The following is a 26,813-nucleotide window of genomic DNA, read 5'->3' as shown; positions in this document are numbered from 1 at the left end:
CTGCGACCGGCACCAAGCTTGCCACCGTCACCTTCACCAACACGTCGGCAAGTGGCTGGCAGACGGTGGCCCTGGCGACGCCCGTCTCCATTACCGCCAACACCACCTATGTCGCCTCGTACCACACGACCGGCGCCTACGTGGCGACCGACGACTTCTTCACCAGTGCCGTCACCAATGGCGCGCTGACAGCCCCGTCGAGCGCCACCGCCGGAGGCAATGGTGTCTATGCCTATGGCGGGTCCGCCACAACCGGCCTGTTCCCGACCAACACTTTCGCTTCCGCCAACTACTTTGCCGACGTGGTCTTCCGGCCCCAGCTCGTGACCTGAACAATCGGATGGGGCCGGCACGAAAACAAATCCTTGCCGTGGCGCCGGTCGGTCCGCCAGCGCAGCGGCTGGTTCTTACCTTCAAGGGATGTCGACGAGGGGAACAGGGGACATGGCAGATCGGCTACCGGTGACCGTGCTCGCCGGATTTCTGGGCGCCGGCAAGACGACGCTGCTCAGCCACGTGCTGGCGAATCGGGAGGGCTTGCGGGTCGCAGTCATCGTCAACGACATGAGTGAGGTGAACATAGACGCAAGCCTCATTCGCGACGGTGGCGCCAATCTGTCCCATACGACGGAGACGCTCGTTGAACTCAGCAACGGCTGCATATGCTGCACCCTGCGCGACGACCTCCTGACCGAAGTGCGGCGGCTGGCCGAAGAAGGGCGATACGACTATCTGCTGATCGAAGGGACAGGCATAGCAGAGCCGCTTCCCATTGCGGCGACCTTTTCCTTTCGTGACGAAAACGGGGTTTCCCTGTCCGACTTCGCGAAGCTTGACACGATGGTGACTGTCGTCGATGCGGCAAGCCTGTTGGCGGACTATAGCAGCGCCGATCTGCTGCGCGATCGCGGCCTGGAGCGCGACGGGGAAGACAGGCGGACGCTCATTGACCTTTTGGTCGATCAGATCGAATTTGCCGATGTGGTCGTGATCAACAAGGTCACGGATGCGACCGAGCAAACGCGCGGCGAAATCCGCAAGGTCATTGCTGCACTCAACCCGGATGCGCGCCAGATAGAGACGAACTTCGGTGAGGTTCCTCTTCCAGCAGTCCTCAACACCGGCCTATTCGATGAAGCAAAGGCATCCGCTCATCCCCTTTGGCACAAGGAACTTTATAGTCCGGGCACGCATGTTCCGGAGACCGAGGAGTATGGCGTCGTGAGCTTCGTTTATCGCGAAAGGCGTCCTTTCGATCCAGCGCGGTTTCGGTCGTTCCTCGACAAGCCCTGGCCGGGGGTGCTCCGTGCCAAGGGTCATTTCTGGCTTGCCACCCGTCCGCAGCATGTGGGACTTATGTCGGCCGCCGGCGTCCAGCGTCGCTGCGAACCCATGGGGCTTTGGTGGGCAGTCGTTCCCCAGCAGGATTGGCCACCGCACCCGGAGTTTCAGGAATATCTGCAGACCCGCTGGGACAGCGCTTGGGGCGACCGTCGTCAGGAACTCGTATTTGTCGGTGTGAGCATGGACGAGACCGGCGTCCGCGCTGCGTTGGATGACTGCTTGGCCAGCTCGGATCCGCGGGACTGGCGTAACCTGGCTGATCCGTTTCCGGCCTGGTAGCCCGCGGCAGGTCAGATCGAGGGCGATCGTGGGAATGGCGCAGTGGAAAGCCATGGCTACCGCACAGGCCTCATCTCACTTGCCTCGTTCGACATTGAGGAAGCGAAGGTGAAATCGCCTCTCTCACGTCTTTCGATTCCGTCATTTTAACCGCGCGAGTGCTTCCATCGTTGAGTCGAGCAGCATCTGAGCCCCGATTATGGAATGACGCGGCTCTACAAACTCTGCTTCATTGTGGCTAAGCCCGTCGCGGCAAGGAACAAAGATCATTGCCGCCGGCGCTACGCGCGCCATAAACAATGCATCGTGGAAGGCGCCAGAGAGCATTAGCATACTAGGAAACGCCCGATTTTCGGCCGCGCTTCGAATAGCGGCGATCAGTATCGGTGAAAATTGTACAGGCGCCATGTCAAAAGATCGGCGGATGCCGATCGCGCAGTGATTGGCTTGGGCAGCGGCTTGGCAGGTTGTGGCTACATACGCTTCGAGTTCGTCCAGACGGGCCTGGTCCGGGTGGCGAAGATCGACGCTGAAGGCGACCTGACCTGGAATGGCATTGACAGAGCCAGGCTCGACGGCAATCCGACCGACCGTGAAGCGCGCCCGCGAATCTTCCGGCATGATCAGTGCGTAGAATTCGTTGAGCGCCGCGGTGGCGGCGGCGAGCGGATCGCGTCGAAAGGAGAGTTGCGTCGTGCCGGCATGCGCAGCTTGCCCGGTCATCGTGATATCTAGCCAGCGCGTGCCTTGAATGGCATCGACGATGCCGACGGGGATGTCTTCGCGCTCCAGTGTTGGCCCCTGTTCTATATGCAGTTCCAGATAGCCGGCAACGGGCACGCCGAGCGGACGCATGCTGGCATTGGGAAGCGCCGCGATAGTGGCGGCCAATTCGTCCATCAGGGACGCGCCGTCGGTGCCGCGCAAGGATTGCCAAGCCTCCGGAATATGGCCCGCGCTGAACGCCATCGAACCCATCACGCCGGGCGCGAAACGGCTGCCTTCCTCATTCGTCCAGCAAACAAGTTCCACAGGGATAGCGGTCTCAACGCCCGCGTCCTCCAGTGTTTCCAGTGCTTCAAGCGCTGCCAGTGTCCCCAACGCGCCATCGAAACGGCCGCCGGTCGGCTGGCTGTCGAGATGGCTGCCTATCAGAAACGCCGGCCTGTCGTTGTCTCGGCCGCCGCGCCGGACAAACAGATTGGCCATACTGTCCTGATACACCGCAAAGCCGCGGTCGCGGCCAATGCGGGCGAGCAATGCACGCGCCTCGCGGTCCTCGACCGACAGAGCCTGCCGGTTGACACCGCCGGCCGCAGTACCTCCGATGACCGCGAAGGCGTTCAGTCTCTGCAAGAGCCTCTCGCCGTTGACATCTTGGCGGGATGTCACTTTTTTAGCCCTGCGATGAAGGCCTTCACGCGCGCCGGCTCGACCTGGTTCCACCAGACGCCGTCATATTTCAGCGAACTGGCAACGATCACGCCGTCGACAATGTCGAGAATATCGCGCGCGTTCTCCGAGGTGACCCCGCTGCCGACCAGGGTCGGAAGACCTGCTGCCTCCTTGATCATTCTGATATAGCCGAGGTCAGCAGCATGGCCGGTGCGCTGGCCAGTGGCGATGACGGCATCTGCATCGAAGAAGACGAGGTCCTTGACCTGCTCTTCGACAGGTCGGTCTGAAACGATCGCATGAGCGCCATGTTTGACGTGAGCGTCCGCGAACACCTTGACACCATTTGCGCGCAGCTTCGCCCGATAGCGGCTGGCGCGGGCAGCCTCGCCTTCGATGAAACCCTCATTGGCGACATAGGCATTCGCCCATTGGTTGACGCGTACAAAGCCAGCGCCCGCAGCGCTCGCAATCGCCAGGGCCGGGATCGCGGCATTGGCAAGCACGTTGATACCGATCGGGCGGCCGAGTTCGCGTCGGATACGATCCGAGACGACCGACATATAGGCCGATGTTTCGGGGCCAATGTCGTCCGGTTTCGCGAACGGGATATCGCCATGATTCTCTATGATCACACCGTCGCAACCGCCTTCGAGATAGGCGCGCGCATCGTCGAGACCCAGTTGGTACAGGGCTTCGACCGCCTCGCCATTGTATCGCGGCGTACCTGGAAGCGGCGCAAGATGCACGACGCCAATTACCACCTTGGTCCTGCCGAAAAGCGAAGTCAGAGCGTCTCCAGAGCTATTGCCGATCGGTTTGGAAGCGTTTGTCATGGCCTTTCCGTTTCTATGTTTTTCACGAGATCTGATACTTCTTCTGCACTCGGACAGGACTCGAGCGTGCCGGGGCGCGTGACAGCAAGTGCGGCCGCCCGAACCGCGACGCCAAGTGCGACTGCCGGCGTCTTCTTCTGTGCCAGGTACCCGGCAAAGATGCCGCAAAGGACGTCGCCCGCCCCGCTGGTATCAACCGCGGTTGTTTCCGGTGCGGGGATTTTCATCGGATGCGCATCCGCAGACGTCATTAGCAGGCAACCGCGGGATCCGAGCGTAATGACGGCGGCACCGGCGCCGAGAGCCAGCAGCCTGCGCGCAGCAAGATGGGGATCGGCAAGTTCGGTGATGCTTTCGGCTTCTCCTTCATTGACGACAATAATATCCACTGCGCCGAGATCCGGGCCGTGTTCGGGGTCAAGCGGGCTGGCATTGAGGACGATGAGCGCACCTTTTTCGTGAGCCGCCCGGGTCAACTGGCTCGTCACCTCGTAGAGCAGATTTCCCTGCATCACCAGGACGTCGCCAGACTGCAGTCCTTGCAGCAGGTCCGTCTGGCGCAGCGGGTCGAATGCCTGCGCGCAAAGCACCCCACTTATAATGATGTTCTCACCTGCCGAATCGACCGCGATCGTCGAGCGATCGCCGGGAAGATCAAGTTCCGTCAGCCGCAGTGTCTGGATCACGCCGGCGAGCCGGTCCCGCATCCAGCGACTATCGGCATCCCTACCAATGGCAGTCCAGAGCGTCACCGGCGATCCCGTGCGGGTTGCCGCGATTGCCTGATTGGCACCTTTCCCGCCGAGACCCTGTGCATAGACCGTCGCATTCATCGTCTCTCCCGGCCGCGGAAGGCGGGTGAGACGGAATGTCGTGTCGATGCAGACATTGCCGACGACATGAACGCGCATGAATTAGCCCTTGGCCGTTGCCCAAGCGAGCATCTGCTCGAACAAGGTCTTGTACCCCTTCCAGGCAATGAAGTCGGACGGCAGCCAATGCGGGCCGACGTCGGACGTCCAGGCGATCGTACGGCCCTTGCCATAGGTTCCGGTGACGAGAAGTGGTTGCGAGCCATAGTCCGTCGAGACCGTTGCCAACACCTCTGCACCGTCCTTGACTGTGACTTCGTTGTAACCGAGCAGGATTGGCCATTCGCGACCGAGATCCTTCAGGATCGGATGGCTTGGTTGACCGGTGACGACGGGAGCAAAACCCTCCGGCACTTCAACGCGGTCGTCGAACGGCAAGCAGGAAACCGGCAATACGTCTTCCACCGGCGTCTTGTGAAAACGCGCGCCGCCGTTGATGCCCTGGAAGCTGTAGTAGCCCCCGAACATCAAAAGCGCACCGCCATTGCGGACATAGTCGCGCAGCAGGCGTAGCCGGTTCGGCGTGGTTTTCGAATGGATCCAGGTATCTGGATGCAGCAACAGCGTGTTGGCACCGATGTCGGAGAGGATGATAGCCTCATACTCCGACAGGGCCTCGAGGGACTGGGGGAAATCACGCTGCGCCTCATGCGCCGGCATGAATTTCACGTCGAAGGCGCTATCCTTGAGCGCGCTCAACAGTTCATCGGCGCCGGTATGATATGTGACCGTTGGAAACTGGTCGAAGCCCTTGATATGCGTCGCTGTGGATACCCAGCTTTCTCCGGCGAGGAGGACTTTTTTCTTGGACATGGAAACTCCCTGTGTGGATGTCCGCGCGATCAGGCGGCGGAAAAGACGGATCTCGGATTGTCGATCAGCATTCGGTCGATGGTGTCCTGATCGACGCCGTGGCGTTTCAGACGTGGAACGAAATGCTTGAGAATGAAGCCGTAGCCGAAGCCACCGAAGCGGGTCAGCATGATTTTCAGGAATACGTCCTGCGACAGCAGGATTCGGTCGGCATAGCCCAGGTCGACCAGCGAGCGAATGGCGCGGGCATTCTGTTCGTCGGAAGGCGACTGCGCGTTCTGATCGGCATAGTAGTAGTCCATGCCGATCATGTCGTATTCCAGAAAGGCCCCGCGTGCGGCCAGGCTTTTCTGGTAATCGAGATCGTCGTGGCTGGGGTTCATATGGCAAAGCACGGTATGCCGGAGAGCGGCCCCCTCTTCTTCGACGATATCGAGCACCTGATGCGCCAGCCGCTCCCAACCGGGAAGGTGGATCGTCAAAGGCACGCCGGTAATGCGCGCAGCTCGTGCGGAAGCGCGCAGAGATTTGCGCTCTTCCGGTGTAAAATCCTTGCTGACGCCGACTTCGCCGATGATGCCGCCCATGATGTCCGGCTGCGTGGGGCCGCCGCCGATATCATTGACGATGAACTCGGTCACCGCATCGACGTCCATCGCCTTCAGCCATTCCGGATGGCTGAATTCCAGATAGAAGCCGGTGCCCATGACGATTTTCAGCCCAGACATCTTGGCAATGCGCGCCAGCTTCTGCGGATCGCGGCCGATGCCGATGTTGGTCGCATCCACTACAGTATGGCCACCGATTGCCTGAAACCGCCTGAGTTCGGACAGCGCAAGGTCGCTGTCGTCGAGCGAGACGTTGTCGCGGTTCATATAGGGGTTCATCCGCAATTCGCCGATAATCTCGATGTTCACGGGTTGCTCGGCGATTGCTTTCTCATCTGGATGGCAAGGGCACTTCCAGGATTTGGCGCCGTCGAGGAAGATATGCTCGTGCATGAGGGTGACGCCCATATCGCCGACCGGCACCGGACCGAGGACAGTCATCACAAATCCGGACTTTACGCCGATCTCCACACGCTCCTTCGGCGTGCTGTCGAAGAGTTGCTCCATGACTATTTACCCCTCACCGCCCCACGAAACAGCCGGAAGTTCAGCCAGACGGCAATCAGGATAATCGTTCCGGTCACAATCGGCGTCAGGAATGGCGACATATGTGCGAGGATCAATCCGTTGGCGATCACGGCGACCGTCAGCGCGCCGAGAACGGTCCCGATCAGAGTGCCGCGCCCGCCGAACAGGCTGGTCCCGCCGAGCACAACCGCAGCGATCACTTCCAGCTCGAAGCCTTGGCCGGAGTTAGAAGAGCCGGAACCGAGGCGCGCTGCAAGAATGATCCCGGCCAATGCCGCCGACGAACTGGACAGAATATACACAAACAATGTCGTCAACCGCGTGTTGACCCCTGCCCGGCGCACCGCTTCGGCATTGGCGCCGATCCCTGTCACATACCTCCCAAACKGTGTCTGGTTGAAGACAAGATACGCCAGCGCCAGAATGACAAGTGCGATCAGTGCCGGGACGGGGACGCCCAGGAACCAGGCGCGGCCGATCACCGTGAAGAAGCTCGTGGGTTCGATGGGGATCGAATAGCCGCCGGTGATCAGCAAGGCGAGGCCACGGATGACGGAGAGGCCGGCCAGCGTCACAATGAAGGACGGAATTCTCTCGTAGGCAACGAAGAACCCTTGAATGGCACCGATTGTACCGCCGAGCGCCAGCATCGCCAGGATGACGATGGGCCACGGTACTCCAGCCTGCAGAAGAACCGCGGACAGGGTTGCGACGAGCGCCAGCACCGAGCCCACAGACAAATCGATGCCGCCGGTGGTGATGACGAAAGTCATCGCGCCCGCGACGATCAACAAGGGTGCGGATTGGCGGATGATATTGAGCAGGTTTGGAGCGGTCAGAAACGCGCCGGTAATGAGGGAAAACACGACACAGACGACCAGAAAGAACAGTGCGATCGACACGACGCTGCCATTGGCGAGCAGCGTATCCCAGATCGTTGTCTTGCGAACGCGCGAAACGGTCTCGGCCGTTGCTCCGCTGGCAGGAGAAGAGGTGACATTCATTGGGGCGCTCCCGCGGCATGGCCGTTTTTCGCAGAACGGGCCGTGAATTTGCGGCCGACAATCAGATTGACGACTTCCTCGATGCTGGTTTCCGCGATCATCCGCTCGGCGACGTTCCGGCCCTCGTACATGACCTGAATCCTGTCGCAGACAAGGAACAGGTCCTGCAAACGATGGGTAATGAGGATGACGCTGACGCCGCGAGCGCTGACCGTGCGGATGAGTTCAAGGACCGCCTCGACTTCGGCGACGGCAAGGGCTGCAGTCGGTTCGTCCATTATCAGGACGGACGGTTCAAAAGATGCAGCGCGGCCGATGGCGATCGACTGGCGTTGACCGCCGGAAAGGTTCTCGACCTTCAGTTTCGTATCGGCAATGACGATCCCAAGCCGATCCAGCATGTCGCGGGTTTGAATATGCATACGACGGTTGTCGAGGAACGGAATGCCGAATATCCGACGGCGTGGCTCGCGACCCAGGAACAGGTTGCCCGCAACATCAACGGTGTCGCAGAGCGAAAGGTCCTGGTAGACCATTTCAATTCGCGCCGCGCGAGCGTCTGCGGGCGATGAAAAGGAAACAGTTTTGCCATCGATCTCGATTATCCCTGAATCGGGAATGACCGCACCGGATAAGACCTTGCTCAAGGTCGATTTGCCAGCGCCGTTATCGCCAACCAGCCCCAGGACCTCGCCGGGCTTGAGAAGAAGACTGACGTTGTCCAACGTCTGAATGGTATTGTAACGCTTCGATACACCGGTCATTTTGACCCGGTAGGTTTCGCCGTCGCTCATATGGATTCCACCTGGCAGGGAGCGACACGCTCCGTCAGTTGTCCTGAACAGGAGCGCGGAGGCCATCAGGGGCCAGCCCGCGCTCCGATGATGGATCAGACAGGCTTACTTGAACATGTCCTTGAACTGCCCAACGTTCTCCTTTGTGACGATGGTCACGGGAACGTTGATGATCGGCTCAACGGTTTCGCCCTTCTTGAGCTTGACCAGCGCTTCGACGGCAGCCTTGCCTTCACCCGCCGGATCCTGCTGGACGACAGCGGTGACCCAGCCGTCCTCGATGCCCTGGACGGCCTGCTTGGTGAGATCCCAGCCGAAGACCTTGACGTCGCCGGTGCGGCCTTGGCTAGAGACGGCCGAGACCGCGCCAATCAGCGCAGGCTCCCCTGTGGCGTAAAGCGTGGTCATGTCGGGGTTCGCTGTCATCAGGTTCTCAGCGGCGCTGAGTGCAACGTCCTGAACGTTCTGTCCATCGACCGTGTCGAGGAAAGCAACTGCCTGACCGCCTTCTTTCACAGCAGCCTTGAAGCCGTCGAGACGCTGGTTCTGGATGAACGAATTCAAGGCACCGACCACGCCTATCTTGGCCTTGCCATCCATGCTGGCTTTAACGTAGTCGGAGTAAAACTTGCCGATGTCGCCGCCGGCCTTGGTGTTGTCAACGCCGACGAAAGCGACGTTGTCGCCATCTGGAATCTGCGCATCGATGGCAATGACCGGGATACCGGCTGCCTTTGCGGCCGTGATCGCGGGCTTCACACCGTTGACGTCGATTGCGACCAGAATGATGCCATCGACTTTCTGGGTGATGTACGTCTCGATCGCGTCATTTTGAGCGCTCGGAACGTTGTTGGCGTTGAAGATGACAAGATCAGCACCGGCGGTCTTTGCAGCTGCCTGTGCGCCATCGTTGATCTGGTTGAAGAACAGCGCCTGCTGGTTGATCGTGACCAGAGCGAAGGTTTCTGCCTGTGCTGATGCTGCTGCTCCCAGCGAAAACGTCATGAAAGCGGCTGTAGCGCAGCCGGAGAGTAGATTTGAAATGCGCATTTCGGTTCCCCTTGTTTCGGCAAAGGCCCGTAGCCGGGCTCATAAGCGCTAGAGCGCGCTTTAGATATAATTCAAGATACTTGAATTCTTGTCAAGTCTCTTGAATTTAAGGAGCCAAAAACCTGCGTCTCGCCGTCATCGACTCAGAACGTCGCTGGCGTGTTGACCCAGAAAACGCTGGCACGCTCGGTGCCAATATTGCGGTAGTGGTGGGGCAGATCGGACGCGAAGGCAAAGGCGTCGCCACGGCTCAGCCTGAAGCTGCGCTCTGCGACGATCAGTTCGACTTCCCCTTCGAGGACGTAACCCACCTCTTCACCGACATGCTGGATAGGGCCGGCGCTTTCGCCGTCTTTCTCAATGTGGTGAATGTTGCACTGGAGCAAATGCCCGGGCGAATAGGGAATGATGCGCTCAAGCGAAATACCCTCGCCGCGCCGCAACGGGTCGAGCGTGATCAGCGGGCGGGTCCCCGAGCGGAAGACGATCCCCTCTTCGCCGTCCGACTCCTCGAACATCCAGCCGATATTTGTGCCCAGCGCCTCTACCAACCGGTGGAGCATCGGCAGGGAGGGTGTTGCCTTGCCATTCTCGATTTTGGAAAGGAGGCTTTCCGAACAATTGGCTTCTTTCGACAGCGCCTTCAGAGTCAGTCCGCGGGTCTGGCGGGCAAGCTTCAGGCGCGTTCCCAAGCGTGCGGGATCTGCCCCGACCGTTTCATCGGTGGTTCCAAGCCGCTTTCTGACAACGTCCACTTTGTTCATAATTCACTACCGTATCACGATTTCAATGTGCGATGAGAATGCCATGCAATATGGTCCGCAAAGGGCTATAAAGGCAATCATTCATTGTGGCCGGCCGTCGCGTGGGCGCCTGTGCTTGAATTGCGTTCGATTACTTCCGCGTGGATCGAAACGACACGCGGATCGAACGCAATGCCGTCAATCTGGCTCTCCAAAAGCGCCAAAGCCTCCTTCGCGAGCTCCCGGGTAGGGCCCCTCACAGTACCAAGTGGACTATCAAGAAAGGCCGCCCATTCGGGGTCATCAAAAGTCCCAATCGCAACGTCTTGACGCCAGGTTGGACCGATTTCCTTCAGAGCTTTCGTCTTCGGCAGTGCAATGCTCCTGTTGCCCGTGACGATCGCTGTAGGAGCATTCTTGCCGGTACAGGCGCAAAGACCGGAGAAACACGAATAGCGCTGGAATACGGGTTCAAGTGCTCGGGTCCGTGTCGATGGCGCGCCGTCAGCTCGGTGTATTCATGAAATCGGACGAGCGGTCCGACACGCCCACAGGAGCCGGTTAAGGACTTGGGCCAGGCTCTTGCCGACACGGGCAAGGGCACCGCGATGGCCTTCTGGCAGAGCCCGCACTGACCTGACTTCTCCGACAGCTGGGGCATCATCCTAGAGGAGCAGACTACGGGCACCCGCACGGACATCAAGAGCGGCTTGGACGAGCTCAACGACTTCGTCGCCCGCAACCCCTTTTAAGGTTGCATCATGCAGGTATCACAACCATGTTGTTGGCGGGCACTAGTGCGTCCGGTGCGCAGCGGTACCGAAATCGGGAGGTATTTTAGTCCGTCTCCCTTGATGGGATGGGCGTGGACCCGATCGCTTCTGCCCGAGTTCTCAGGGGCGCTGTCCATGGGAGGAGCGCTGCCTTCCATGAACTTCAGCGCTTCCCCTGACTTTCGATGCGCTCACAATCCCCGGCGAGTTCAGTGAGCTCCTGCTCCACCGCCGGGCGCGGAGCGCTTCGTGAACAGCAACAAGACGGCAGCGATAGCCAGAACCACCCCGATGACGGCGAAGGTGTCGCTGAAACCCAGGATCAATGCCTGTCTCTTGACGATGCGCCCGAGTGCGACGACGGCCTGTGCGCTCGCCTTGGCGTGATCGGATACGCCGTGAGATTGAAAGTAGCCAGTGAGCACGTCCAGCCGCTGTCGAACCTCATCCCGAGATGCCGTGATCGACTGGCCGATGACGTTCGAATGGAACTGTTCCCGCTTGGTCAGGACAGTTCCAAGTGTTGCCGTGCCGACTGCACCCCCGAGATTGCGCAGCATGTTCGTCAGGCCGGAGGCCGCTGCCGCGTCGCTTGGCGCGATGCCGCCTGTCGTAATCGCCGTTATCGGTGTCAGCACCAGTGCCTGCCCGATGGCGCGGACAATGTTTGGAATCCAGAACTGATCGCCAGCATTGTCAGGAGACAGCATGACGTTCATGAAGCAGCTAATCGCAAAGATGCTGATACCTAGGAAACCGATGTAACGGGCATCGAACCGCTTCATCATCATCGGCACGAGCGGAATGAGAAGGAGTTGCGGCAGACCCGTCCAGGCAAGGACGTTTCCGATCTGCTCTGCATTGTAGTGCTGCACCTGCCCCAGGTATTGGGGAAGGATGTACACGGTCCCGAACAAGGCTACGCCCACCAGAACATTCACTGCGACACCGATGCCGAAATTGCGCTGCCTGAGCAGTCTCAGCTTTACCAGCGGCTTTTCCACGGTCAACTCGATCCAGATGAAAGTTGCCAGGAAAACGAAGGCGATCACGCTCAACTTCACGATTAAGGGAGACGAGAACCAGTCGTCCTTGTTGCCTTCCTCGAGAACTGTCTGCAGGGCGGCGAGACCGATCGCCATCGTCGCGATCCCTGCCCAGTCTCCTTCGCGCAGGAGGCCCAGGCGCATCGGCTGCTTCTCGAGCGTCGCCGCCAGCGCCAACGCCATGATGGCGCTCGGGATGGTGTTGATGAAGAAGATGGTTTGCCATCCATAGTTTTCCGTCAGGTAACCACCGATGGTGGGACCGATCGCGGGCGCAAAGGTCACAGAAAGCGCGAAGATCGCAAGGCCGATCGGCTGCTGGGACTTCGGCAGCTTGGTCAGCACCATAGTGAACGCCATGGGAATGAGGATGCCGCCGGCGAAGCCCTGCAGACCTCGCATGACAATCATCGAATTGAGGTCGTGCGTGAACGCACAAGCCATGGAAAACAGCGGAAAGAGGACCGTGTTCACCAGAATGTATCGTCTGAACGAGAAGACGTTGCTGAAGTAGGCAGTGAGCGGGATGACGATGATTTCGCCGATCAGATACGACGTCGAAATCCATGCGCCGTTGTCGACGCCCGTACCGATCCCTCCCTCGATCTCAAGCAAGGACGCGTTGGTGATCTGGATGTTGAGGATCGCCATGAAGGCCCCGATCATTCCTGCGAGGACGGCAATCCACTCCCTGGTTCCAGCTTTCGGCGAGCTTTCTGCGACGGGCATCGGCCCGTCGCTCGTCGCTGTTGTGACATTGGTCATGATCGGTCCTCCTGGACCTCGCGCCGAGCGTCGGCGCCGGCTAGTTGGTGCCGTTTTTCGTGTCGATGCTCGGCGTCACGGACATTCCAGGACGGAGGTCTCCAGAGGCGGCGCCGTCTGCATCGATCACGATCCGAACGGGGATGCGTTGGACAACCTTCGTGAAGTTCCCCGTGGCGTTGTCCGGGGGCAACAGAGCAAACTCCTGGCCACTTGCGGGTGCAAGGCTTTCGACGCGGCCGTGGTAGACGTGGCCCGGGAACATATCGACATCGATGTCGACAGGCTGTCCGGGCCGCACATCCGTCAACTGCGTTTCCTTGAAATTCGCCACGATGTAGGCGGCCTTGGTCGGAACAACGGTCATGAGCTGCGTCCCCGCCTGCACATACTGGCCGACCCGAAGGGTGCGGTTGCCGACGACGCCGTCGATCGGCGCAACGATGCTGGCATAGGAAAGGTTGAGTTCTGCCTGATGGCGGACGGCGGTGTCGCGCGCCAGAGCCGCAGCGGCTTGCGCCACCTCCGCTTTCAGGATGTCGAGCCGTTTCGTCGCAGCCGCAAGCGATGCGATGTCGCGTGCCGTGGTGGCTCGGTTCGCCGCGATCTGCGAAGCGGCTTGCTGTGCTGTTTGAACGGGCGCGTATCCATTCGTCGCAAGGCGGGCATAGCGCTTGTCGTTCTGTTCGGCGAACGTCTCGTTGGCATGGTCGACATCAACCGACGCCTGAGCAGCCGCGATTACCGATTCTTGCGTTATGAGTGCGGCCTTCTTGGCGTCGACAGTTGCACCCGCTGCTGCCACATCGGCCTTTGCCTGGTCGAGAGCATTGGCGTAATCGCGATCGTCGATCGTCGCAAGCCTCTGCCCTTCCTTCACCGGCTGGTTGTCGCCGACGAGCACCTCAGCGAGATAGCCTGAAATCTTCGGCGCTACGGCGGTACTGTCGGCCTTGATGTAGGCGTCATCGGTCGAAACCACGAAGCGGCCGATTGTCCAGTAGTCATGGCCGTAGTAGACGCTCGCGGCGATGGCCGCCACGACTGAAACGCCTAGCAGCGCCTTCCTGGGACCTCCGCCGCGTATTTTCGCTTCGGTGGGTGCGGCGGGCACGACGGCCGCTGGCGCCTTGCCAGACTGCCCTGCGTCCATGGAATCGACCTGGCCCGGCCGCTCCGCCTTGCTGTTCAATGCGATCACGTTCTCGTCCATTGAGTTCGCTCCCGATCTATGGACCGCCAGCAGGGCGAACCACAGTCGCGTCTAATATGGAAACCTGATGTTTTCCAAAATAGGCTCTGCCGTCGCGATCGTCAATAAGAATTTAGAAACTTTCTGTTTTCCAAAATAAGGGAAGCGCGAATATCGTGCGCGTATTCCAGTCGATTTCGATGCAAAGCTCGTTGTCGAGCCGCCCCCTGCGCCTACCAGCTCCGCTGGCCACGGAAACCAGCGAGAATTTAGGAAACTTGCTATTTTCCTAAATTGAGTCCATAGTGGACGAGAAACAATTCTTGGGACCGGCAATGCAAGAACAAACGTCTGTGGACAAGCGTTCCCGCGGCAGACCGCAGGTTAGATCCGATGACGAAACGAGAAGCGTCATCATCGAAGCGGCGAATGATCAATTCATGAAAGCCGGCTATGCGTCTGCCAGCATAAGTACCATAGCACGGACGGCCGGGGTGTCCACAAAGACGCTGTACCGGCTGTTTCCGGCCAAGGCCGACTTGTTTTCCGAGATGATCTCCACCAAGATCAGCCGCTATTTCCTTGGCACGGACGTCGACAGCCTCCTGAGCCTGTCGCTGCGCGATGGCCTTGAGCGCCTTCTCCTTGCCTATGGCCGCCTCACCCTTTCGACCGAGACGATTATCATCACCCGGCTGGTGCTCAGCGAATCCGATCGCTTTCCCGAGATAGCCACGGTCTTCTACCAGCAAGCGATCACAAGGACCCATCGCGTGATGGAGGACTGGCTGTCCCGTCAGGCAAGCAAGGATGCCTTGCGCGTCGGCGACGTAGCGATAGCGACCGGCATGCTTCGTGGCATGATGACGATGGAACCGCAGCGCGCCGTGATGCTTGGCCAAATCGCGAATATACCGGACGAGCAGATCGTTGCGAGAGCGCGAATGTGTGCGGACATCTTCCTCAAAGGCTGTTCAAGCGGCTAGAAATGAGCGGAAGCGCTCGTGCTCGATATCTCCGACTTCGACACCCATCATGCCGAAGATCGCCGGCGCAAGAGGCGATCGGGCCGATCGATGTCGTCGGTTGACGGATCCTGCCGACAGCGTCACCTTGAGCAGCAACGACAGGACGGGCTGCCGAAAGCACAGATTTCTTGGCTGAAAAGGAACAAGGATCGGGGCCCAGAAAAGTAGCCGCAGCCACGGTGATGGTCTGGTATTTCACTGAACAGTTTGCTTCTCTGCAGTCATTGAAGCATTGTTAGCCTCATTGTGAACTTCGCATCCAGCCACGAAGGTGATGGATTTGGTGAGCGAGACTTCAGAAAGGCAGACGAAGACACCGCAAGTGCGGAGAAATCCCCGCGATATCCTTTGGCCGATCCTCCTTTTATCTCTGTCGATTGTTGCAGGAACCATCCTGTTTTTTGACGACACGCGCCATCTTCGAAATATCATCGGATACGGCGAATATCAGTTTGGCGGAGAACCGACCCGCGCGCCTCGCGTGACCGCCCGCCCATTTGAGGTGCCAACGTCTTCTCCTGCGCCCGCGGTCTCGATACCGCAGCGGCTCATCGAAGCTCCGAAGCTCGAACTGGCCGGTCAGTTTCTCCGCACATGGAGGGTCTCGGGGCCGAATATGTGCAAGGCGCTCCGAGAGGCTGGCATCGAAATGACCGAGTGGCGTGCCCCATCGATGCGCAGCACGAGCCATGAATGCTATTTTCAGCGCATATTCACGCAAGACGAGGGGCGTCCCCTCAGTTCGATCTTCCTCAGGATCCGGGGAAATGCGAGAGGCGATATCCTTGAGATACGAGGCAAGATCAACGGGCCGAGCATAGATGGCCAGGGGCGTCTCGACCCTGCGCTCATGCGTATCTTCGAGACCCTGGTTGATCAGCTGCGCTGGAGTGATTTCCAGGAAACGCTCATCCCGATCCGAAGCCTCCGCGACGTCGAATCCGAAAGCTTTGGGGCAAACTTCAGCTTCACACGCCAAGCAGCCAGTGAAAACAGCTTCAATTTCATGCTGGTTCTTGCAGCGACTCCAGGCCCGCAGACACGGACCAGGGCGTTTTTTTCGGCAGACCGGTGGGTAGCCACTCCAGATCCCCCGGTTTCCGGCGATCTATCACCGATCTTTCAGCGTCTCGAGAAGTAAGTAACGCCGGGCCTCGCCGAGGCCTTGTTGCACAGATTTTGGATTGGGCGCACTTGGATTGGATCTTTGCAGTTGGATTTATAAGGTGGTTTCTTTCACACGGACGGATTTCGGGCGTGCACATGAAAGCAGACGGTTGAGAGCGTCGCATGCGCGCGTGCCGCCTGGTTTGCCATGACATGCGACCTTTCTGACCTATAAACACAAGGTGATCTTCGCGCTGTGGAGACGGACCGTTTCTCTTTTGGTACCGAATTCGAACGCGGCGGGGTAGAGATCCTGACGCCGGAGCTGTGGCGCTGGATCGTGTCATATATCGGCCGACTATCATAAGCCCCATCGGCTATGAAGCAGTCATTGGCGCGTCTACATTGCCGAGCAATGTGCCGAGCTGACTGAAATCGCGCGTGTCCTGATTGGTCAGAGCTTGTGCGATGATGTCACCACTGCCCGCAGCAACGGCGATCTGACTGCCTGACAACTGCCAGGGTCTATACATCATGTGCGGCTGATAGCGCGGTATCGCTCCATGAGTGGCCATGGCGCGCGGGTCGCCGCCTCGGTCCAGATAGCCTGACCCTGTTGCCGTGCGTATTTGATTGCAACCTGGTCCAGAGGGTTCATAGTGGGCGACCCGGCCGACAGGAAGGTCCATCATGGAGGGAGCGAGGGCCATGCCTGGAAGCTTCGAGGAGATCCGCGTACAGCAGCGCGACACGTGGGATCGCTTTTCCGCCGGCTGGAAGAAATGGGACGAGCTGGTCCTGGGCTGGCTTGCCCCGTTTGGTGATGCGATGCTCAGGCTCTCGAACTTGCACGAGCATTCGCAGGTCCTGGACGTTGCCGCCGGGACTGGGGAACCTGGGCTTAGCGCGGCCGCTATGGTGCCGCGTGGAAAAGTGACGGTAACCGATCTCTCCGAGCGGATGCTGGCGGTAGCCGCTGAGAATGCAGCTCGCCGTGGCCTGTCGAATTTCGAAACCAAAGTTTGCGATGCGGGCGCGCTGCCTTTTCCCAATGCGCGTTTCGACAGCGTTCTGTGCCGCTTCGGCTTCATGTTCTTTCCCGATATGGCGCTCGCCGCTCGAGAATTTGCACGGGTGGCGAAGCCAGGTGCGCGTGTCTGCGCGGCGGTCTGGAGTGGGCCTGACAAGAACCCTTGGGCAACGACGGTCATGTCTACCATCACCCGGCATGTGGAGATGCCTGTACCACCGCCCGGATCGCCGGGGCTTTTCCGTTGCGCCCCGCCGGGATTGATGCGCACCGCCTTTGAAGGGGCCGGTCTGACAGACCTACGCGAGGAGGAAGTTTCATCCGTCGTGACCCACGAGTCGCCGGAGAGGTACTGGGACTTTATGACAGACATCGCAGCACCCGTAGTGGCGGGGCTTGCGAAAGCCGACACGGCGACGCAAGCGCAAATCCGAGACGAGGTCCTGGAATTGGCGCGACACTCCATTCACGACGGCCAGGTACGGCTTCGTTCGACCGCGACTGTCATTGTTGGTACGCGGTAGATCGATAAGAGCTGATGAGGACGAGAGGAGGGGAGTTTGGTCGCTTCGCGCTGCCAATTGCGCCAGTGCCGTTCGTTGGGCAAGGAGATTGACCAACCGTTCACTCGCAACCAACATGGCTCGCATGAGAGGTCTTTGATGTCGCCAGTCCGGATTTCGTTTTAGGAAGAGAAAAAGCCGCTCCCCGAACATTGTCCTAATTGGAATCGTTGGTCTTTTCGCAAGCCGACTCATGGCCTTGGATGATGTGGCCGAAAATGGGTTCTTTGCATGCCGGCGACGAATTTGAGAAGGAGTGTCTCCGGCGCTGGCAGGACAGGGGGCTTCCCCAGCAGCGTGATCTCGCCCGTGCCCGCGTTGACCAGATCCGCAGCGTCTCGTGGTCTTCGTCGGATAGCTTCGGCGCCTTGAATTGGCCGCCACACTCAGTTGCCCACGCGACAAGCAATGGCCAGCTCCATAAATTGTCGTTATCGAGCAGCCTGAATAACGTGGTCGTGGGCTCACATCTCATCAAGGCGAACAATGTAGCCTATCCGGGCCTTGCCCGACCGCTTTGTTCGATATCCCGTGGATGCCGTTTTATCTCGGCCTGTGCTGGGTGAGTTTGACCGTAAGATACTGTAAGATACTTGCGATTCCTGAGCTTTCAAAGACGATCCCGCCCAAGGCGACACCTCTGTTCGCTGCCGACCTTCAACGAGCCACGGAGATACGGTCAATGCGCAGGACGTCCACGAGAGCAATTCTCTTCAGCGCTACCATTCTTGCTTTCGCCGCCTCGGCATTTGCCCAGGAGCGTCAAGCCTATTTCGGGGAAACCCACGTCCACACGGGATGGTCGTTCGACGCCTATATCTTCGGCAACACCAAAAGCACGCCAGCCGACGCCTACAGGTATGCCAAGGGCGAGACGATCAAGCATCCGCTCGGATACGATATCAGGATCGATACGCCGCTCGATTGGATGGGCGTCACCGATCATTCCGAGTATGTCGGCACAGTCGCCTTGGCCAACACGCCCGGTTCGGCAATCAGCAAGCTTCCGATCGCACAGAAGCTGATCGTGCGCGACCCAGCGGACATCACGCGAATCTACCTCTGGCTAGGAGGCACGATCATCGACAAGAAGCCGATTGAAGAGCTCATTTCCCCTCAGGTCGCCGGCTCTGTCTGGAAGCAGAACGTCGAGATCGCCGATCAGGCGAACGAACCTGGCAAGTTTACCGCCTTCTGCTCTTATGAGTGGACGTCGACTCCCAACAACCGCAACATGCACCGCAACGTCTTCTTCCGCGACTGCGCCAAAGTGCCGGAAGCGCCCTACAGTTCTATCAATTCCAGCGACCCGTCTGACCTTTGGAACTGGATGGACGGGCAGCGAAAAGCAGGCAACGACCTTCTGGCGATCTCTCACAATGCCAATCTCTCCGACGGCCACATGTTTCCAACCGACGTCGACGAGAAGGGCCGGCCCATCGACGCTGCCTGGGCGGCGTCGCGTGACCGCAACGAGCGTCTGAGCGAAATCAAGCAAATCAAGGGCGCGTCCGAGACCCATCCGACGCTGTCGCCCAACGACGAGTTCGCCAACTTCGAAATCCTGACCTACCTGCTCGGCGATCCCGCCGGTCGCTTCCCGACCGTCTCCGGCAGCTACATACGCCAGGCTCTCAAGGATGGCCTCTCCATGATGAATGCGCGCGGCTACAATCCTTACAAGACCGGGTTCGTCGGGGGATCGGACTCGCATAATACKGGCGTGCCCTATCGCCAGGACAATTTCTTCGGCGGCCATGCACGCAACGACGGCGACATCAAGCAACGCATGTCGGGCTACGTTTTCGCCGGTCTCGATGTCAGACTGGAAAATCCTGCGGGTCTGACAGGGGTCTGGGCAGAGGAAAATACACGCGCATCGCTGTTCGATGCCATGCAGCGCAAGGAAACGTTCGCCACCAGCGGACCGCACATCAAGGTCAGGTTTTTCGGCGGCTCGAACCCGGCCGATGTCGTCAAGCCTGATTGGGTCAAAAATGCCTATGCTGGCGGCGTGCCGATGGGTGGTGATCTGCCACCACTTGGAGAAGCCAAAGCGCCGTCCTTTGCCGTCTGGGCCGTGAAGGACCCGACGTCGGGCAATCTGGACCGAATCCAGATCGTCAAAGGTTGGTCGAAGCATGGCCAGAGCTTCGAGAAGGTCTACGACGTGGCATGGGCAGGAAACCGCGCACCGGATGCGTTTAACGGGATCGTTCCGCCGATCGGCAGCACCGTGAACATCTCTGAAGCCAGCTACACCAACACGATCGGCTCCGTTGAATTGAAGGGTTCCTGGACCGACCCTGAATTCGATCCGAGCCTCGACGCCTTCTACTATCTGCGCACCCTCGAAATCCCGACACCACGCTGGACTACGATCCAGGCGAAGGAACTGGGCATTGCACCTCCCGACAATGTCGCGGCGACCGTTCAGGAACGGGCGTGGAGTTCGCCGATCTGGTATACGCCGACCCAGGAACTGCGGGCTGCCGCGGGCAAGGGCGCGACGGTCGCCGAGCTGAAGGAGCAGGGCGCTACTGCCCTCGATACAAGGGCACTCACCGACCTCATCGTCGGCAAATCGAGCTGGGTTCGCAACAACGTCACAGGCGAAACCTTCAGCATCACGTGGACCACCTCGGGCCAACGCCTCGTCGGCAACGTCAACGGCTCGATCCCACAGCCAAGCGAGATCGGCGATGTGTTGCACGGAGGTCTGACCGGGCAGGGTACCGCCTATGCGATCAGGGATGGGGCTATCGTCACGACCCTCAACAACGCTCCTTATGAGGCAACCGTCTACAAGCTCGGCGACAAATACTACGCCGCCCGTAGCAACGAGTTCGGCTTCGCAAATTACGAAGTCGTGCCGACGCCGCAGACGCTTGATCCTGTTACCCAGACGAAATCACCGTTCTGAGCCGGGAGTTTCATTAACCGCGCGCCGACCGAAGTAGTCGGTCGATTGAACGGTCGACCTCAAGCAATGGAGATTGCCATGGCAACGCAAGCGTCCGTTCGGCTACTTCTGGGCATCGGCTTGGTGATCTTGGCATGTGTCGGGAATGCAGAAGCCTGTGCCATTTGCTTCTCGGGGCTGGTTGTCACGCCGGGGCAGAAACTGGATGCCGCAAATCAGGCTGTGCTCGCCACTCCTATCTTTGATGGACAAGGTCAATTCCGTATCATGGAAGTCGTGAAGGGGCACGGCACGGTCGGCGACATCATCGTCCAGCCGGGTCTGTCGACACCGATCGCGAACCCGGTAATGTCCGTTGATGGTCTGACCGGCGACGGGGAGGCGCTACCACCGGGTGAAAAGCCCCTGCTGCTCCTCCACGACGAGGTTTCGGAGAAGTGGACGAGCCTTGGCGCAATGTCTGTGGGCTACGCTGGCTGGCTGCGAAAGCTCGCCCAGACAAAGCACAGCGCGGAGACCCCGAAGAGAATCTGGCCACAACTGACCCTCACGTCATCATATCTAACCGAAAGTGAATGGCGCGAGCGGATTTTCGCCGTCGCGCCGCAACTCGAAAGCGCCGAACCGCTCGTCGCAGAGATTGCCTACGGCGAGCTGTCGCGCGCACCGTACGGCGTGACCCGGCTCCTCAAGCCTGAGCTCGATGCTGCCAAGCTCGCAACCTGGGCCAGCGACCCGAAACTTGCGCCACGGCGCGCCGCATATACCCTGCTGCTCGGCATTGCGGGCGGTCCCGATACCGCCAACGCTCTCGAGCAGGATATCGACACGGCCCTCAAAACACGGGATGCGACCAACCTTACCGCGCTGCTGGCGGCCGATCTCGAATTGCGCGGTGCGGGCCGCGTTGACTGGTTGGAAACGACTTTCTTTGCCGATCGCCAGCGGACCTTACAGGAAATTCAGGCGGCGCTCCTTGCCCTCAGTGTCCACGGCGGCGCGGACGGCCCGGTGGAGCGGCAGCGGGTGATCGAGGCCTATCGCTACTTCATCAAGGCGCGCAACCCGATGGCCGGCTTCGTCGCCATGGAGCTGGCCGACTGGGAGGCCTGGGACGCGACCGCGGACTACGTCACCATCATCCGATCGAAGACCGTCAAGGACCCCGCCGAGCAGTTTGCCATTCTCAGCTATCTGCAGCGCAGTCCGCTGACGACCGCCCAGGCGGCTCTGCGTGAATTTGCCGATTAACAGGAACAAGGTCTCATGAAACTGCTGCCGATTGCGCCAGAAGCCTCTGCGGTTTCCGATATCCCGAAAAACAAATGGCAGCGCTTCCTCACCGAACCGCTCCTGCACTTCGTCATCGTCGGTGTCGTTCTGTTCGGTGCCTACCACCTTCTCGCGCCTGCGTCCGAGGCGGTCGTCGACCAGCATGCTATCAATCTGACCAAAGACGATGTCCGCCAGCTGGCGGTCACATGGCTTGCCCAAGGGCGGCCAACTCCGACGCCGGATGAGATACGCAGTCTCATGGATCACAAGGTTACCGAGGAGATCCTGTTCCGGGAGGCCGTCTCCCTCGGCCTTGATCGCGACGACGAAATCATCAAGCGAAGGCTGGCGCAGAAAATGGACTTCCTGGCCGCCGACCTGGCAACGTTAGACGAGCCAGACAACGCCAAACTGAAGGAGTGGTATTCGCAGCACTCGGACCGATTCGCGCTCGCGCCACATCTGAGCTTCCGTCACCTGTACTTTTCGTTCGACAAGCACGGCGACGCCGCCCGTGAGGCTGCAGCGGCCGCTATCCCGGCGATTTCGGGTAAACCTGCCGACTCGCCGGAAGTAGCGTCAGTCGCCGACCCGTTCATGTTCCGGAACTACTACGGTGACGCGACCCCCGACCAGATGGCCAAGGAGTTCGGCCCCGACTTTGCCAAAGCCCTCTTCACCCTGAAATCGGGATCATGGCAGGGACCGGTGCAATCCGGCTACGGCTGGCATCTCATATGGGTCGATTCCATCGAGCCGGGCCACGTTCCGGCCTTCGAGGAAGTCTCGCCAGCGGTCAGATCGGCATGGGTCGACGAACGCTACGAAGAGGTGAAGAGCAACGCCCTCAAGGAAATGCGCTCGCGCTATGTCGTCAACCTGCCCACCGTGACTGCCGACGACCTGCAGGACCTGCAGGTGCAGGCAGGGACGAGCGCACGGATCGAATTGTCAGCACAATGAGCGCCCGGATGATGTTGCCCCCACTCTGGCGTAGGCTCTTCAGCGCGGTCGTGGCGCTTCTCGCACTCGTCGGATCCGCTACCGCCCACGAGATACGGCCCGCCTATCTGCAGATCGATGAAATCGCGGCAAACCGCTACAAGGTCGTTTGGCGCACTCCCATGCTGTCTGGCATGCGTCTCCCGGTCGCCCTGCGGTTTTCAGACAGCGTCCGCAATGTAATCGAGCCAGCCGAACGGGATCTTCCGGATTCCCTCGTCGAGACACGCGTCATCGAGACGCCCGACGGAAGCCTTGCTGGCGAGCGCGTAGAAGTCGTTGGCCTGCAGGCGACGATCACCGATGTCCTCGTACGCGTCCACATGCTGGATGGTGCGGTTACCACCGCGATGATCCATCCTTCGCAGCCGTGGGTCGACATCGCGGCCCGTGCCGGACGCCTCGACGTGGCGAAGACATTTGTCGTGCATGGTATCGAACACATCCTGTTCGGCTACGATCACCTGCTGTTTGTCCTCGCATTGATGTTCATCGCCCGAAGCTGGCGGGCCCTGCTCTTGACGGTGACGGCGTTCACCGCGGCGCATTCCATCACGCTGACGCTGGCGACCCTCGGATTCGTCCATCTGCCGGGACCACCCGTTGAGGCGGCAATCGCCTTCAGCATCCTGTTGCTCGTATGCGAGATCATCCGCATCCAGAATGGTCAGACAAGCCTGACGGCGCAATGGCCCTGGATGGTGGCATTTACCTTCGGACTGTTGCACKGGCTGGGCTTCGCTGGAGCCCTGTCGGAACTGGCGCTGCCGGCTGGAGACATTCCTCTCGCCCTGCTGTTCTTCAATGTCGGCGTCGAGATCGGGCAGTTGATGTTCATTGCCGCGGTGATAGGACTGATCGCCCTAGTGAGGCAGGTGAGATATCCGGCTTGGTTTGGTCGGCATGCCTTCATGACAGCGACCTACGCAATCGGCGCGATGGCCGCATTCTGGTTCGTCGAGCGGGTGGCTGCGTTCTAAGGGAAGTCGGTTTCGAGGGAGTTTCGATGCAAACGGCAAACGGAGAGACGTGATCAATATGTCCTGAGATCGCCTGCCATGAGGCGACGTATGCGAACGGATAAGCCGGATGGGGGAACGGTGTTGCATCGTAAAGAGCTCCTTCAAGGAGCGCTCCAAAGTCGTCGAGGAACTCGCCGCACGCAACGAGGGGTTTCGCGACCTGTGCGACGATTTCGAAATTGCCAACACTGCGATGGGAGCGTTCCACCTCTCCGGAGCGGGACGAGCGCATCGCCGAGTATAGGGAACTGATCGACATCATGCGGCTCGAGATCGAACAAGCTCTCGATTGACGCGCGCCGTCCCGTTCAAGCCGCCACGACGATAACAGCAAGCGAGCGTTCCACGGAACTTCAGATCAATCGATTGAGAATAGGAACAAAGATGAGAGGGAGAGTTGGCGCTTACCCAGAAGCGGCGCTGGTCGCCTTCCTGATCTTCGCGGCCGTCGGCCGGGCGGACACGATCGCCTATGCGGTGACGGTTCTTGCCAGGGATTCAATCGCACTCGGCCTGCTTCTCGCCCGCGTGCATCAACAGCTTCTCATGGACTGTTGGTACAGGTCGATATGATCGCTTCCACGCGCTTATCCGACAGCAGGCAAATCTAATTGTCGCCACAGAACTTCCAGGATCTGCGGGCATTTTCCTCACGACGGAACGCACCAATTCCTTTTGCAATCGAGGCAGAGGGGAATGAAGGAGGAGGTCAGGCCGATCAGCCTGGCCTCCTCCTTCACCTTTGCGGCAGACGTTGTGTCTTCAGCTCTCGATCGGAGATCAGGCTGTCTGGACAACGAGCGTCACTTCACCAGTTCAATCTCGCTTGGCCTCCACTCCTTCGTGAAAAATGGTTCGAGCGGCCCGTAAAGGCGCAGGCACGGAATAAATCCTTTACCGGGCATGGTCTGGATCCAGTTGCCCCGTTTGACGCCTTCAGGCTGGGTCGGTGAGAACCAGACTGTCGTCGTGCCGTCGGCGGCTGCCTCGGCCGCTGGTGATGGATAGCTCTGGCTGCCTGCACGCGGGTACCGCTGGGGGGTATCCAGCATCGAGCGGGTCTGATTGTCATAGACAATGAAGGACCAGAAGTTCGCGAACGGAATGTCTTTCGGCAGTGTCACCTTGTAGGTCTTGGCGCCGTCGAAGGGCTGTTTGTCCGCATCCACTATTGTCCACAGGTACTGCGAACCAATACCGGGTACGCGCATGGCCATCCCAGGCGTGATGCCGGTGACGCCGTAGAAGAAGGACGTTCGCGAGTCCAGCAGGCGATAGCCGGTGGGCGGGAAGGGTTTGACGCCCTCGGGCGTAATTTCCGGGATCGGGGTCTCGAACTCATAACCGCTGACAAACAGCTGGTTCACCCATCCCGAACCGGGATAGTAGTACCAGTCCGGCGCTCGAGGAGCCATAAACAGCGTGCGAGAGGTGGCGTTGGCGAGCGCCACGGCTTCGGTCAGGATCTTTTTCATCCGCGCATCCGGCGCGAAGGGCTTACCTTTGACGATGCCGATGGCGGCTATCGGGCCCATCAACTCGGCGTCGAGCGCCGTTGCAGGCTCCTGCTGCACAATCTCGTCGAGCGACTCGTAATACGAGTAGTCGTTGGGCGGGATGGTATTCATCACCTTACCGGTGCCTTCGTGGAACACCGTCGGCGGCGGTGGGGTGATCGGCCCGAGTTTGGTTTTACCGGCAAGGAATTCGGCAATGGGAGTGCCGTAGCCGCCGGCCTGGTACGGATAGACCTTCAGTGTTTTCTTGATCTGTTCGACGACCGGTTTGGGGTCGCTGTTCTCCATGAACGCGCGAGCGAACCAGATAACGAAGTTGGTGCGGGCGCGGGCAACGAAGTAGCCGCCCTCGGGCACGTTGCCATCATAGCCAGGTGGCAGGATCAAATACTTGCCTCCTTCGCCGCGATCAGGCCCGGGTGCGCCCAAATCAATAACCCATCGGAACCATTGGTCGTCGATAGCCCCCAACATCTTAGGGCCTACCTCTAACACCATTGGCCCCTTGGAGAGGTCAAGCATTCCCAAGGTATAGATTGTGTCCGCGTTGGCCGTCAGGAACAACGAACTGGCATCCATCAGATCGGAAAAGATGAGGACTTGGTTGTCCTTCACCCCGGCGCTCTGAAAGCCTTTGTGAAGGGCCGCTATGCTGACACCCTGGTAAGTATTCACGAACGCCTCGAAGGCGTGCGTGAAGTCCAGATTGTCATAAACCTTGGCGATGGTCTCCTTGCTCGGCATGCCATCCTTGAAGTCGAGTGTGCCGATGCGCGTGTGGACTTGGTCCGGCGTCATGATCGAGGCAGGTGGGGGCGCTGTTTGCGCGCTTGCTCCATTCGTGGCCGCGAGAAAGGTCGATGCCGCGAGGACCATTGTCAGTCCGCGGAGCCCGGAGTAGATGGGTTTCATTGGTCGTTCTCTCTTGGTTTTTTAACTTGGCACCACGGCCCGAAGGTCTAGTAAAGGGCCGTTGCCTGAACGGGAGCCGCGTCAATAGCGACGAGCCGCTCAGGCGATCGGCGCAAAAACTAATTCGCTACCACGACGGCGGGCGGCTGCCAGGTGCCTTCGCCAGCCGGAAGTATGGAAGGCGTCTCGGTCTTCGGCCAATACAGGCGCATCACGAGATAGATCTTGTCATCAGGTGCCGGCAGCCAATTTGCTTCCTTGTCCGCGCCGGGGCTGTCTTTTTGAATGTACAGCGTCAGCGAGCCGTCCGTGCCCTTTTTCATCGCCGGTAACATCGGAGAGTTGATGAGGTAGCGTTTGATCGGGTTCTTGACGAGCAGCTGGCTCTTGCC

25 protein-coding genes and 1 pseudogene are annotated in these 26,813 nt (G+C 59.6%); 11 read left to right on the top strand and 15 right to left on the bottom strand.

Translation table 11 applies throughout. The features are described from left to right. Positions 1 to 332 (top strand): DUF4082 domain-containing protein (locus tag AC1DMK_RS29265; protein WP_477863806.1); only part of this gene is annotated, 332 nt, incomplete at its 5' end. Positions 333 to 444: 112 nt separating this feature from the next. Beyond that, entirely contained in the window at positions 445 to 1,623 is a 1,179-nt protein-coding gene (locus tag AC1DMK_RS29260; RefSeq protein ID WP_477863805.1) for a GTP-binding protein, read from the top strand. A 141-nt stretch (positions 1,624 to 1,764) separates the two neighbouring features. On the opposite strand, the gene AC1DMK_RS29255 is transcribed toward AC1DMK_RS29260, so the two are convergent. The 12 genes from AC1DMK_RS29255 to AC1DMK_RS29200 all read right to left on the bottom strand — a co-directional run bounded on the left by AC1DMK_RS29255 (position 1,765) and on the right by AC1DMK_RS29200 (position 14,063). Then, a complete protein-coding gene (locus AC1DMK_RS29255) occupies positions 1,765 to 3,015 on the bottom strand; it encodes a Zn-dependent hydrolase (protein WP_477863804.1) in 1,251 nt (416 codons plus the stop codon). Beyond that, positions 3,012 to 3,854 (bottom strand): BtpA/SgcQ family protein, encoded by an 843-nt coding sequence (locus AC1DMK_RS29250; RefSeq protein ID WP_037065280.1) that lies wholly within the window; start codon positions 3,852 to 3,854, stop codon positions 3,012 to 3,014. The genes AC1DMK_RS29255 and AC1DMK_RS29250 overlap by 4 nt, the downstream gene beginning before the upstream one ends. Then, on the bottom strand, positions 3,851 to 4,765 hold the full coding sequence (locus AC1DMK_RS29245) for a ribokinase (RefSeq protein WP_477863803.1): 915 nt from the start codon (positions 4,763 to 4,765) through the stop codon (positions 3,851 to 3,853). The genes AC1DMK_RS29250 and AC1DMK_RS29245 overlap by 4 nt, the downstream gene beginning before the upstream one ends. A 3-nt stretch (positions 4,766 to 4,768) precedes the next feature. After that, positions 4,769 to 5,539, bottom strand: a complete 771-nt coding sequence (locus tag AC1DMK_RS29240; protein ID WP_477863802.1) for a glutamine amidotransferase — start codon at positions 5,537 to 5,539, stop codon at positions 4,769 to 4,771. A 29-nt stretch (positions 5,540 to 5,568) separates the two neighbouring features. Then, positions 5,569 to 6,654 carry a phosphotriesterase family protein gene (locus AC1DMK_RS29235; RefSeq protein WP_477863801.1) on the bottom strand — a complete coding sequence of 362 codons (1,086 nt, stop codon included), beginning with the start codon at positions 6,652 to 6,654 and terminating at the stop codon, positions 5,569 to 5,571. Positions 6,655 to 6,656: 2 nt separating this feature from the next. Further along, the gene (locus AC1DMK_RS29230; protein ID WP_477863800.1) at positions 6,657 to 7,679 is read right to left on the bottom strand and encodes an ABC transporter permease; all 1,023 of its coding nucleotides are present in this window, start codon (positions 7,677 to 7,679) and stop codon (positions 6,657 to 6,659) included. Beyond that, on the bottom strand, positions 7,676 to 8,473 hold the full coding sequence (locus AC1DMK_RS29225) for an ATP-binding cassette domain-containing protein (RefSeq protein WP_037065271.1): 798 nt from the start codon (positions 8,471 to 8,473) through the stop codon (positions 7,676 to 7,678). The genes AC1DMK_RS29230 and AC1DMK_RS29225 overlap by 4 nt, the downstream gene beginning before the upstream one ends. 105 nt (positions 8,474 to 8,578) lie before the next feature. Next, positions 8,579 to 9,523 (bottom strand): ABC transporter substrate-binding protein, encoded by a 945-nt coding sequence (locus AC1DMK_RS29220; protein WP_477863799.1) that lies wholly within the window; start codon positions 9,521 to 9,523, stop codon positions 8,579 to 8,581. A 143-nt stretch (positions 9,524 to 9,666) separates the two neighbouring features. Next, positions 9,667 to 10,287: a cupin domain-containing protein gene (locus AC1DMK_RS29215; RefSeq protein WP_037065268.1), complete on the bottom strand. Its 621-nt coding sequence runs from the start codon at positions 10,285 to 10,287 to the stop codon at positions 9,667 to 9,669. Between the two features lie 77 nt (positions 10,288 to 10,364). Continuing rightward, entirely contained in the window at positions 10,365 to 10,784 is a 420-nt protein-coding gene (locus AC1DMK_RS29210; RefSeq protein ID WP_477863808.1) for a substrate-binding domain-containing protein, read from the bottom strand. 464 nt (positions 10,785 to 11,248) lie between these two features. After that, a complete protein-coding gene (locus AC1DMK_RS29205; protein ID WP_477863798.1) occupies positions 11,249 to 12,850 on the bottom strand; it encodes an MDR family MFS transporter in 1,602 nt (533 codons plus the stop codon). A gap of 40 nt (positions 12,851 to 12,890) precedes the next feature. Next, a complete protein-coding gene (locus tag AC1DMK_RS29200; RefSeq protein ID WP_477863797.1) occupies positions 12,891 to 14,063 on the bottom strand; it encodes an HlyD family secretion protein in 1,173 nt (390 codons plus the stop codon). Positions 14,064 to 14,377: 314 nt separating this feature from the next. Between AC1DMK_RS29200 and AC1DMK_RS29195 the strand changes: the two genes are divergently transcribed. Both AC1DMK_RS29195 and AC1DMK_RS29190 read left to right on the top strand, forming a co-directional pair. Further along, the gene (locus AC1DMK_RS29195; protein ID WP_477863796.1) at positions 14,378 to 15,028 is read left to right on the top strand and encodes a TetR/AcrR family transcriptional regulator; all 651 of its coding nucleotides are present in this window, start codon (positions 14,378 to 14,380) and stop codon (positions 15,026 to 15,028) included. A gap of 325 nt (positions 15,029 to 15,353) precedes the next feature. Continuing rightward, positions 15,354 to 16,211, top strand: a complete 858-nt coding sequence (locus tag AC1DMK_RS29190; protein ID WP_477863807.1) for a DUF6030 family protein — start codon at positions 15,354 to 15,356, stop codon at positions 16,209 to 16,211. Positions 16,212 to 16,554: 343 nt separating this feature from the next. On the opposite strand, the gene AC1DMK_RS29185 is transcribed toward AC1DMK_RS29190, so the two are convergent. After that, the gene (locus AC1DMK_RS29185; protein ID WP_477863795.1) at positions 16,555 to 16,887 is read right to left on the bottom strand and encodes a hypothetical protein; all 333 of its coding nucleotides are present in this window, start codon (positions 16,885 to 16,887) and stop codon (positions 16,555 to 16,557) included. Here AC1DMK_RS29185 and AC1DMK_RS29180 point away from each other — a divergent pair. The 7 genes and pseudogenes from AC1DMK_RS29180 to AC1DMK_RS29150 all read left to right on the top strand — a co-directional run bounded on the left by AC1DMK_RS29180 (position 16,886) and on the right by AC1DMK_RS29150 (position 24,565). After that, the gene (locus AC1DMK_RS29180; RefSeq protein ID WP_477863794.1) at positions 16,886 to 17,731 is read left to right on the top strand and encodes a class I SAM-dependent methyltransferase; all 846 of its coding nucleotides are present in this window, start codon (positions 16,886 to 16,888) and stop codon (positions 17,729 to 17,731) included. The two genes, AC1DMK_RS29185 and AC1DMK_RS29180, sit on opposite strands and share 2 nt — an antisense overlap. A gap of 721 nt (positions 17,732 to 18,452) precedes the next feature. Further along, complete coding sequence (locus AC1DMK_RS29175; RefSeq protein WP_477863793.1) at positions 18,453 to 20,693, top strand: DUF3604 domain-containing protein; 2,241 nt, start codon at positions 18,453 to 18,455, stop codon at positions 20,691 to 20,693. Positions 20,694 to 20,771: 78 nt separating this feature from the next. Then, positions 20,772 to 21,944, top strand: coding sequence for a hypothetical protein (locus AC1DMK_RS29170; protein ID WP_477863792.1), 1,173 nt, complete (start codon positions 20,772 to 20,774; stop codon positions 21,942 to 21,944). Positions 21,945 to 21,959: 15 nt separating this feature from the next. Next, the gene (locus tag AC1DMK_RS29165; protein ID WP_477863791.1) at positions 21,960 to 22,931 is read left to right on the top strand and encodes a peptidyl-prolyl cis-trans isomerase; all 972 of its coding nucleotides are present in this window, start codon (positions 21,960 to 21,962) and stop codon (positions 22,929 to 22,931) included. Next, positions 22,928 to 23,950, top strand: coding sequence for a HupE/UreJ family protein (locus tag AC1DMK_RS29160; protein ID WP_477863790.1), 1,023 nt, complete (start codon positions 22,928 to 22,930; stop codon positions 23,948 to 23,950). The genes AC1DMK_RS29165 and AC1DMK_RS29160 overlap by 4 nt, the downstream gene beginning before the upstream one ends. Before the next feature lie 109 nt (positions 23,951 to 24,059). Next, a pseudogene (locus AC1DMK_RS29155) lies at positions 24,060 to 24,320 on the top strand (hypothetical protein). Between the two features lie 56 nt (positions 24,321 to 24,376). Next, on the top strand, positions 24,377 to 24,565 hold the full coding sequence (locus AC1DMK_RS29150) for a hypothetical protein (protein WP_477863789.1): 189 nt from the start codon (positions 24,377 to 24,379) through the stop codon (positions 24,563 to 24,565). A 230-nt stretch (positions 24,566 to 24,795) separates the two neighbouring features. Here the strand turns inward: AC1DMK_RS29150 and AC1DMK_RS29145 are convergent, their stop codons facing one another. Both AC1DMK_RS29145 and AC1DMK_RS29140 read right to left on the bottom strand, forming a co-directional pair. Further along, entirely contained in the window at positions 24,796 to 26,421 is a 1,626-nt protein-coding gene (locus AC1DMK_RS29145) for a DUF1254 domain-containing protein (protein ID WP_477863788.1), read from the bottom strand. A 119-nt stretch (positions 26,422 to 26,540) separates the two neighbouring features. Then, on the bottom strand, positions 26,541 to 26,813 hold a 273-nt coding region (locus AC1DMK_RS29140), incomplete at its 5' end, for a DUF1214 domain-containing protein (protein ID WP_477863787.1).

The sequence above is a fragment of the Rhizobium sp. 05L419 genome (assembly GCF_056397845.1).
This window is presented reverse-complemented; position numbering and strand designations above follow the sequence as displayed.

Bases quoted from the DNA above. Each gene is read 5' to 3' on its own strand.
- AC1DMK_RS29205 (WP_477863798.1), bottom strand. From the start codon at position 12,850: ATGACCAATGTCACAACAGCGACGAGCGACGGGCCGATGCCCGTCGCA.
- AC1DMK_RS29145 (WP_477863788.1), bottom strand. From the start codon at position 26,421: ATGAAACCCATCTACTCCGGGCTCCGCGGACTGACAATGGTCCTCGCG.
- AC1DMK_RS29150 (WP_477863789.1), top strand. From the start codon at position 24,377: ATGAGAGGGAGAGTTGGCGCTTACCCAGAAGCGGCGCTGGTCGCCTTC.
- AC1DMK_RS29225 (WP_037065271.1), bottom strand. From the start codon at position 8,473: ATGAGCGACGGCGAAACCTACCGGGTCAAAATGACCGGTGTATCGAAG.
- AC1DMK_RS29195 (WP_477863796.1), top strand. From the start codon at position 14,378: ATGCAAGAACAAACGTCTGTGGACAAGCGTTCCCGCGGCAGACCGCAG.
- AC1DMK_RS29235 (WP_477863801.1), bottom strand. From the start codon at position 6,654: ATGGAGCAACTCTTCGACAGCACGCCGAAGGAGCGTGTGGAGATCGGC.
- AC1DMK_RS29240 (WP_477863802.1), bottom strand. From the start codon at position 5,539: ATGTCCAAGAAAAAAGTCCTCCTCGCCGGAGAAAGCTGGGTATCCACA.
- AC1DMK_RS29165 (WP_477863791.1), top strand. From the start codon at position 21,960: ATGAAACTGCTGCCGATTGCGCCAGAAGCCTCTGCGGTTTCCGATATC.
- AC1DMK_RS29260 (WP_477863805.1), top strand. From the start codon at position 445: ATGGCAGATCGGCTACCGGTGACCGTGCTCGCCGGATTTCTGGGCGCC.
- AC1DMK_RS29215 (WP_037065268.1), bottom strand. From the start codon at position 10,287: ATGAACAAAGTGGACGTTGTCAGAAAGCGGCTTGGAACCACCGATGAA.
- AC1DMK_RS29220 (WP_477863799.1), bottom strand. From the start codon at position 9,523: ATGCGCATTTCAAATCTACTCTCCGGCTGCGCTACAGCCGCTTTCATG.
- AC1DMK_RS29185 (WP_477863795.1), bottom strand. From the start codon at position 16,887: ATGGCCCTCGCTCCCTCCATGATGGACCTTCCTGTCGGCCGGGTCGCC.
- AC1DMK_RS29250 (WP_037065280.1), bottom strand. From the start codon at position 3,854: ATGACAAACGCTTCCAAACCGATCGGCAATAGCTCTGGAGACGCTCTG.
- AC1DMK_RS29245 (WP_477863803.1), bottom strand. From the start codon at position 4,765: ATGCGCGTTCATGTCGTCGGCAATGTCTGCATCGACACGACATTCCGT.
- AC1DMK_RS29200 (WP_477863797.1), bottom strand. From the start codon at position 14,063: ATGGACGAGAACGTGATCGCATTGAACAGCAAGGCGGAGCGGCCGGGC.
- AC1DMK_RS29180 (WP_477863794.1), top strand. From the start codon at position 16,886: ATGCCTGGAAGCTTCGAGGAGATCCGCGTACAGCAGCGCGACACGTGG.
- AC1DMK_RS29170 (WP_477863792.1), top strand. From the start codon at position 20,772: ATGGCAACGCAAGCGTCCGTTCGGCTACTTCTGGGCATCGGCTTGGTG.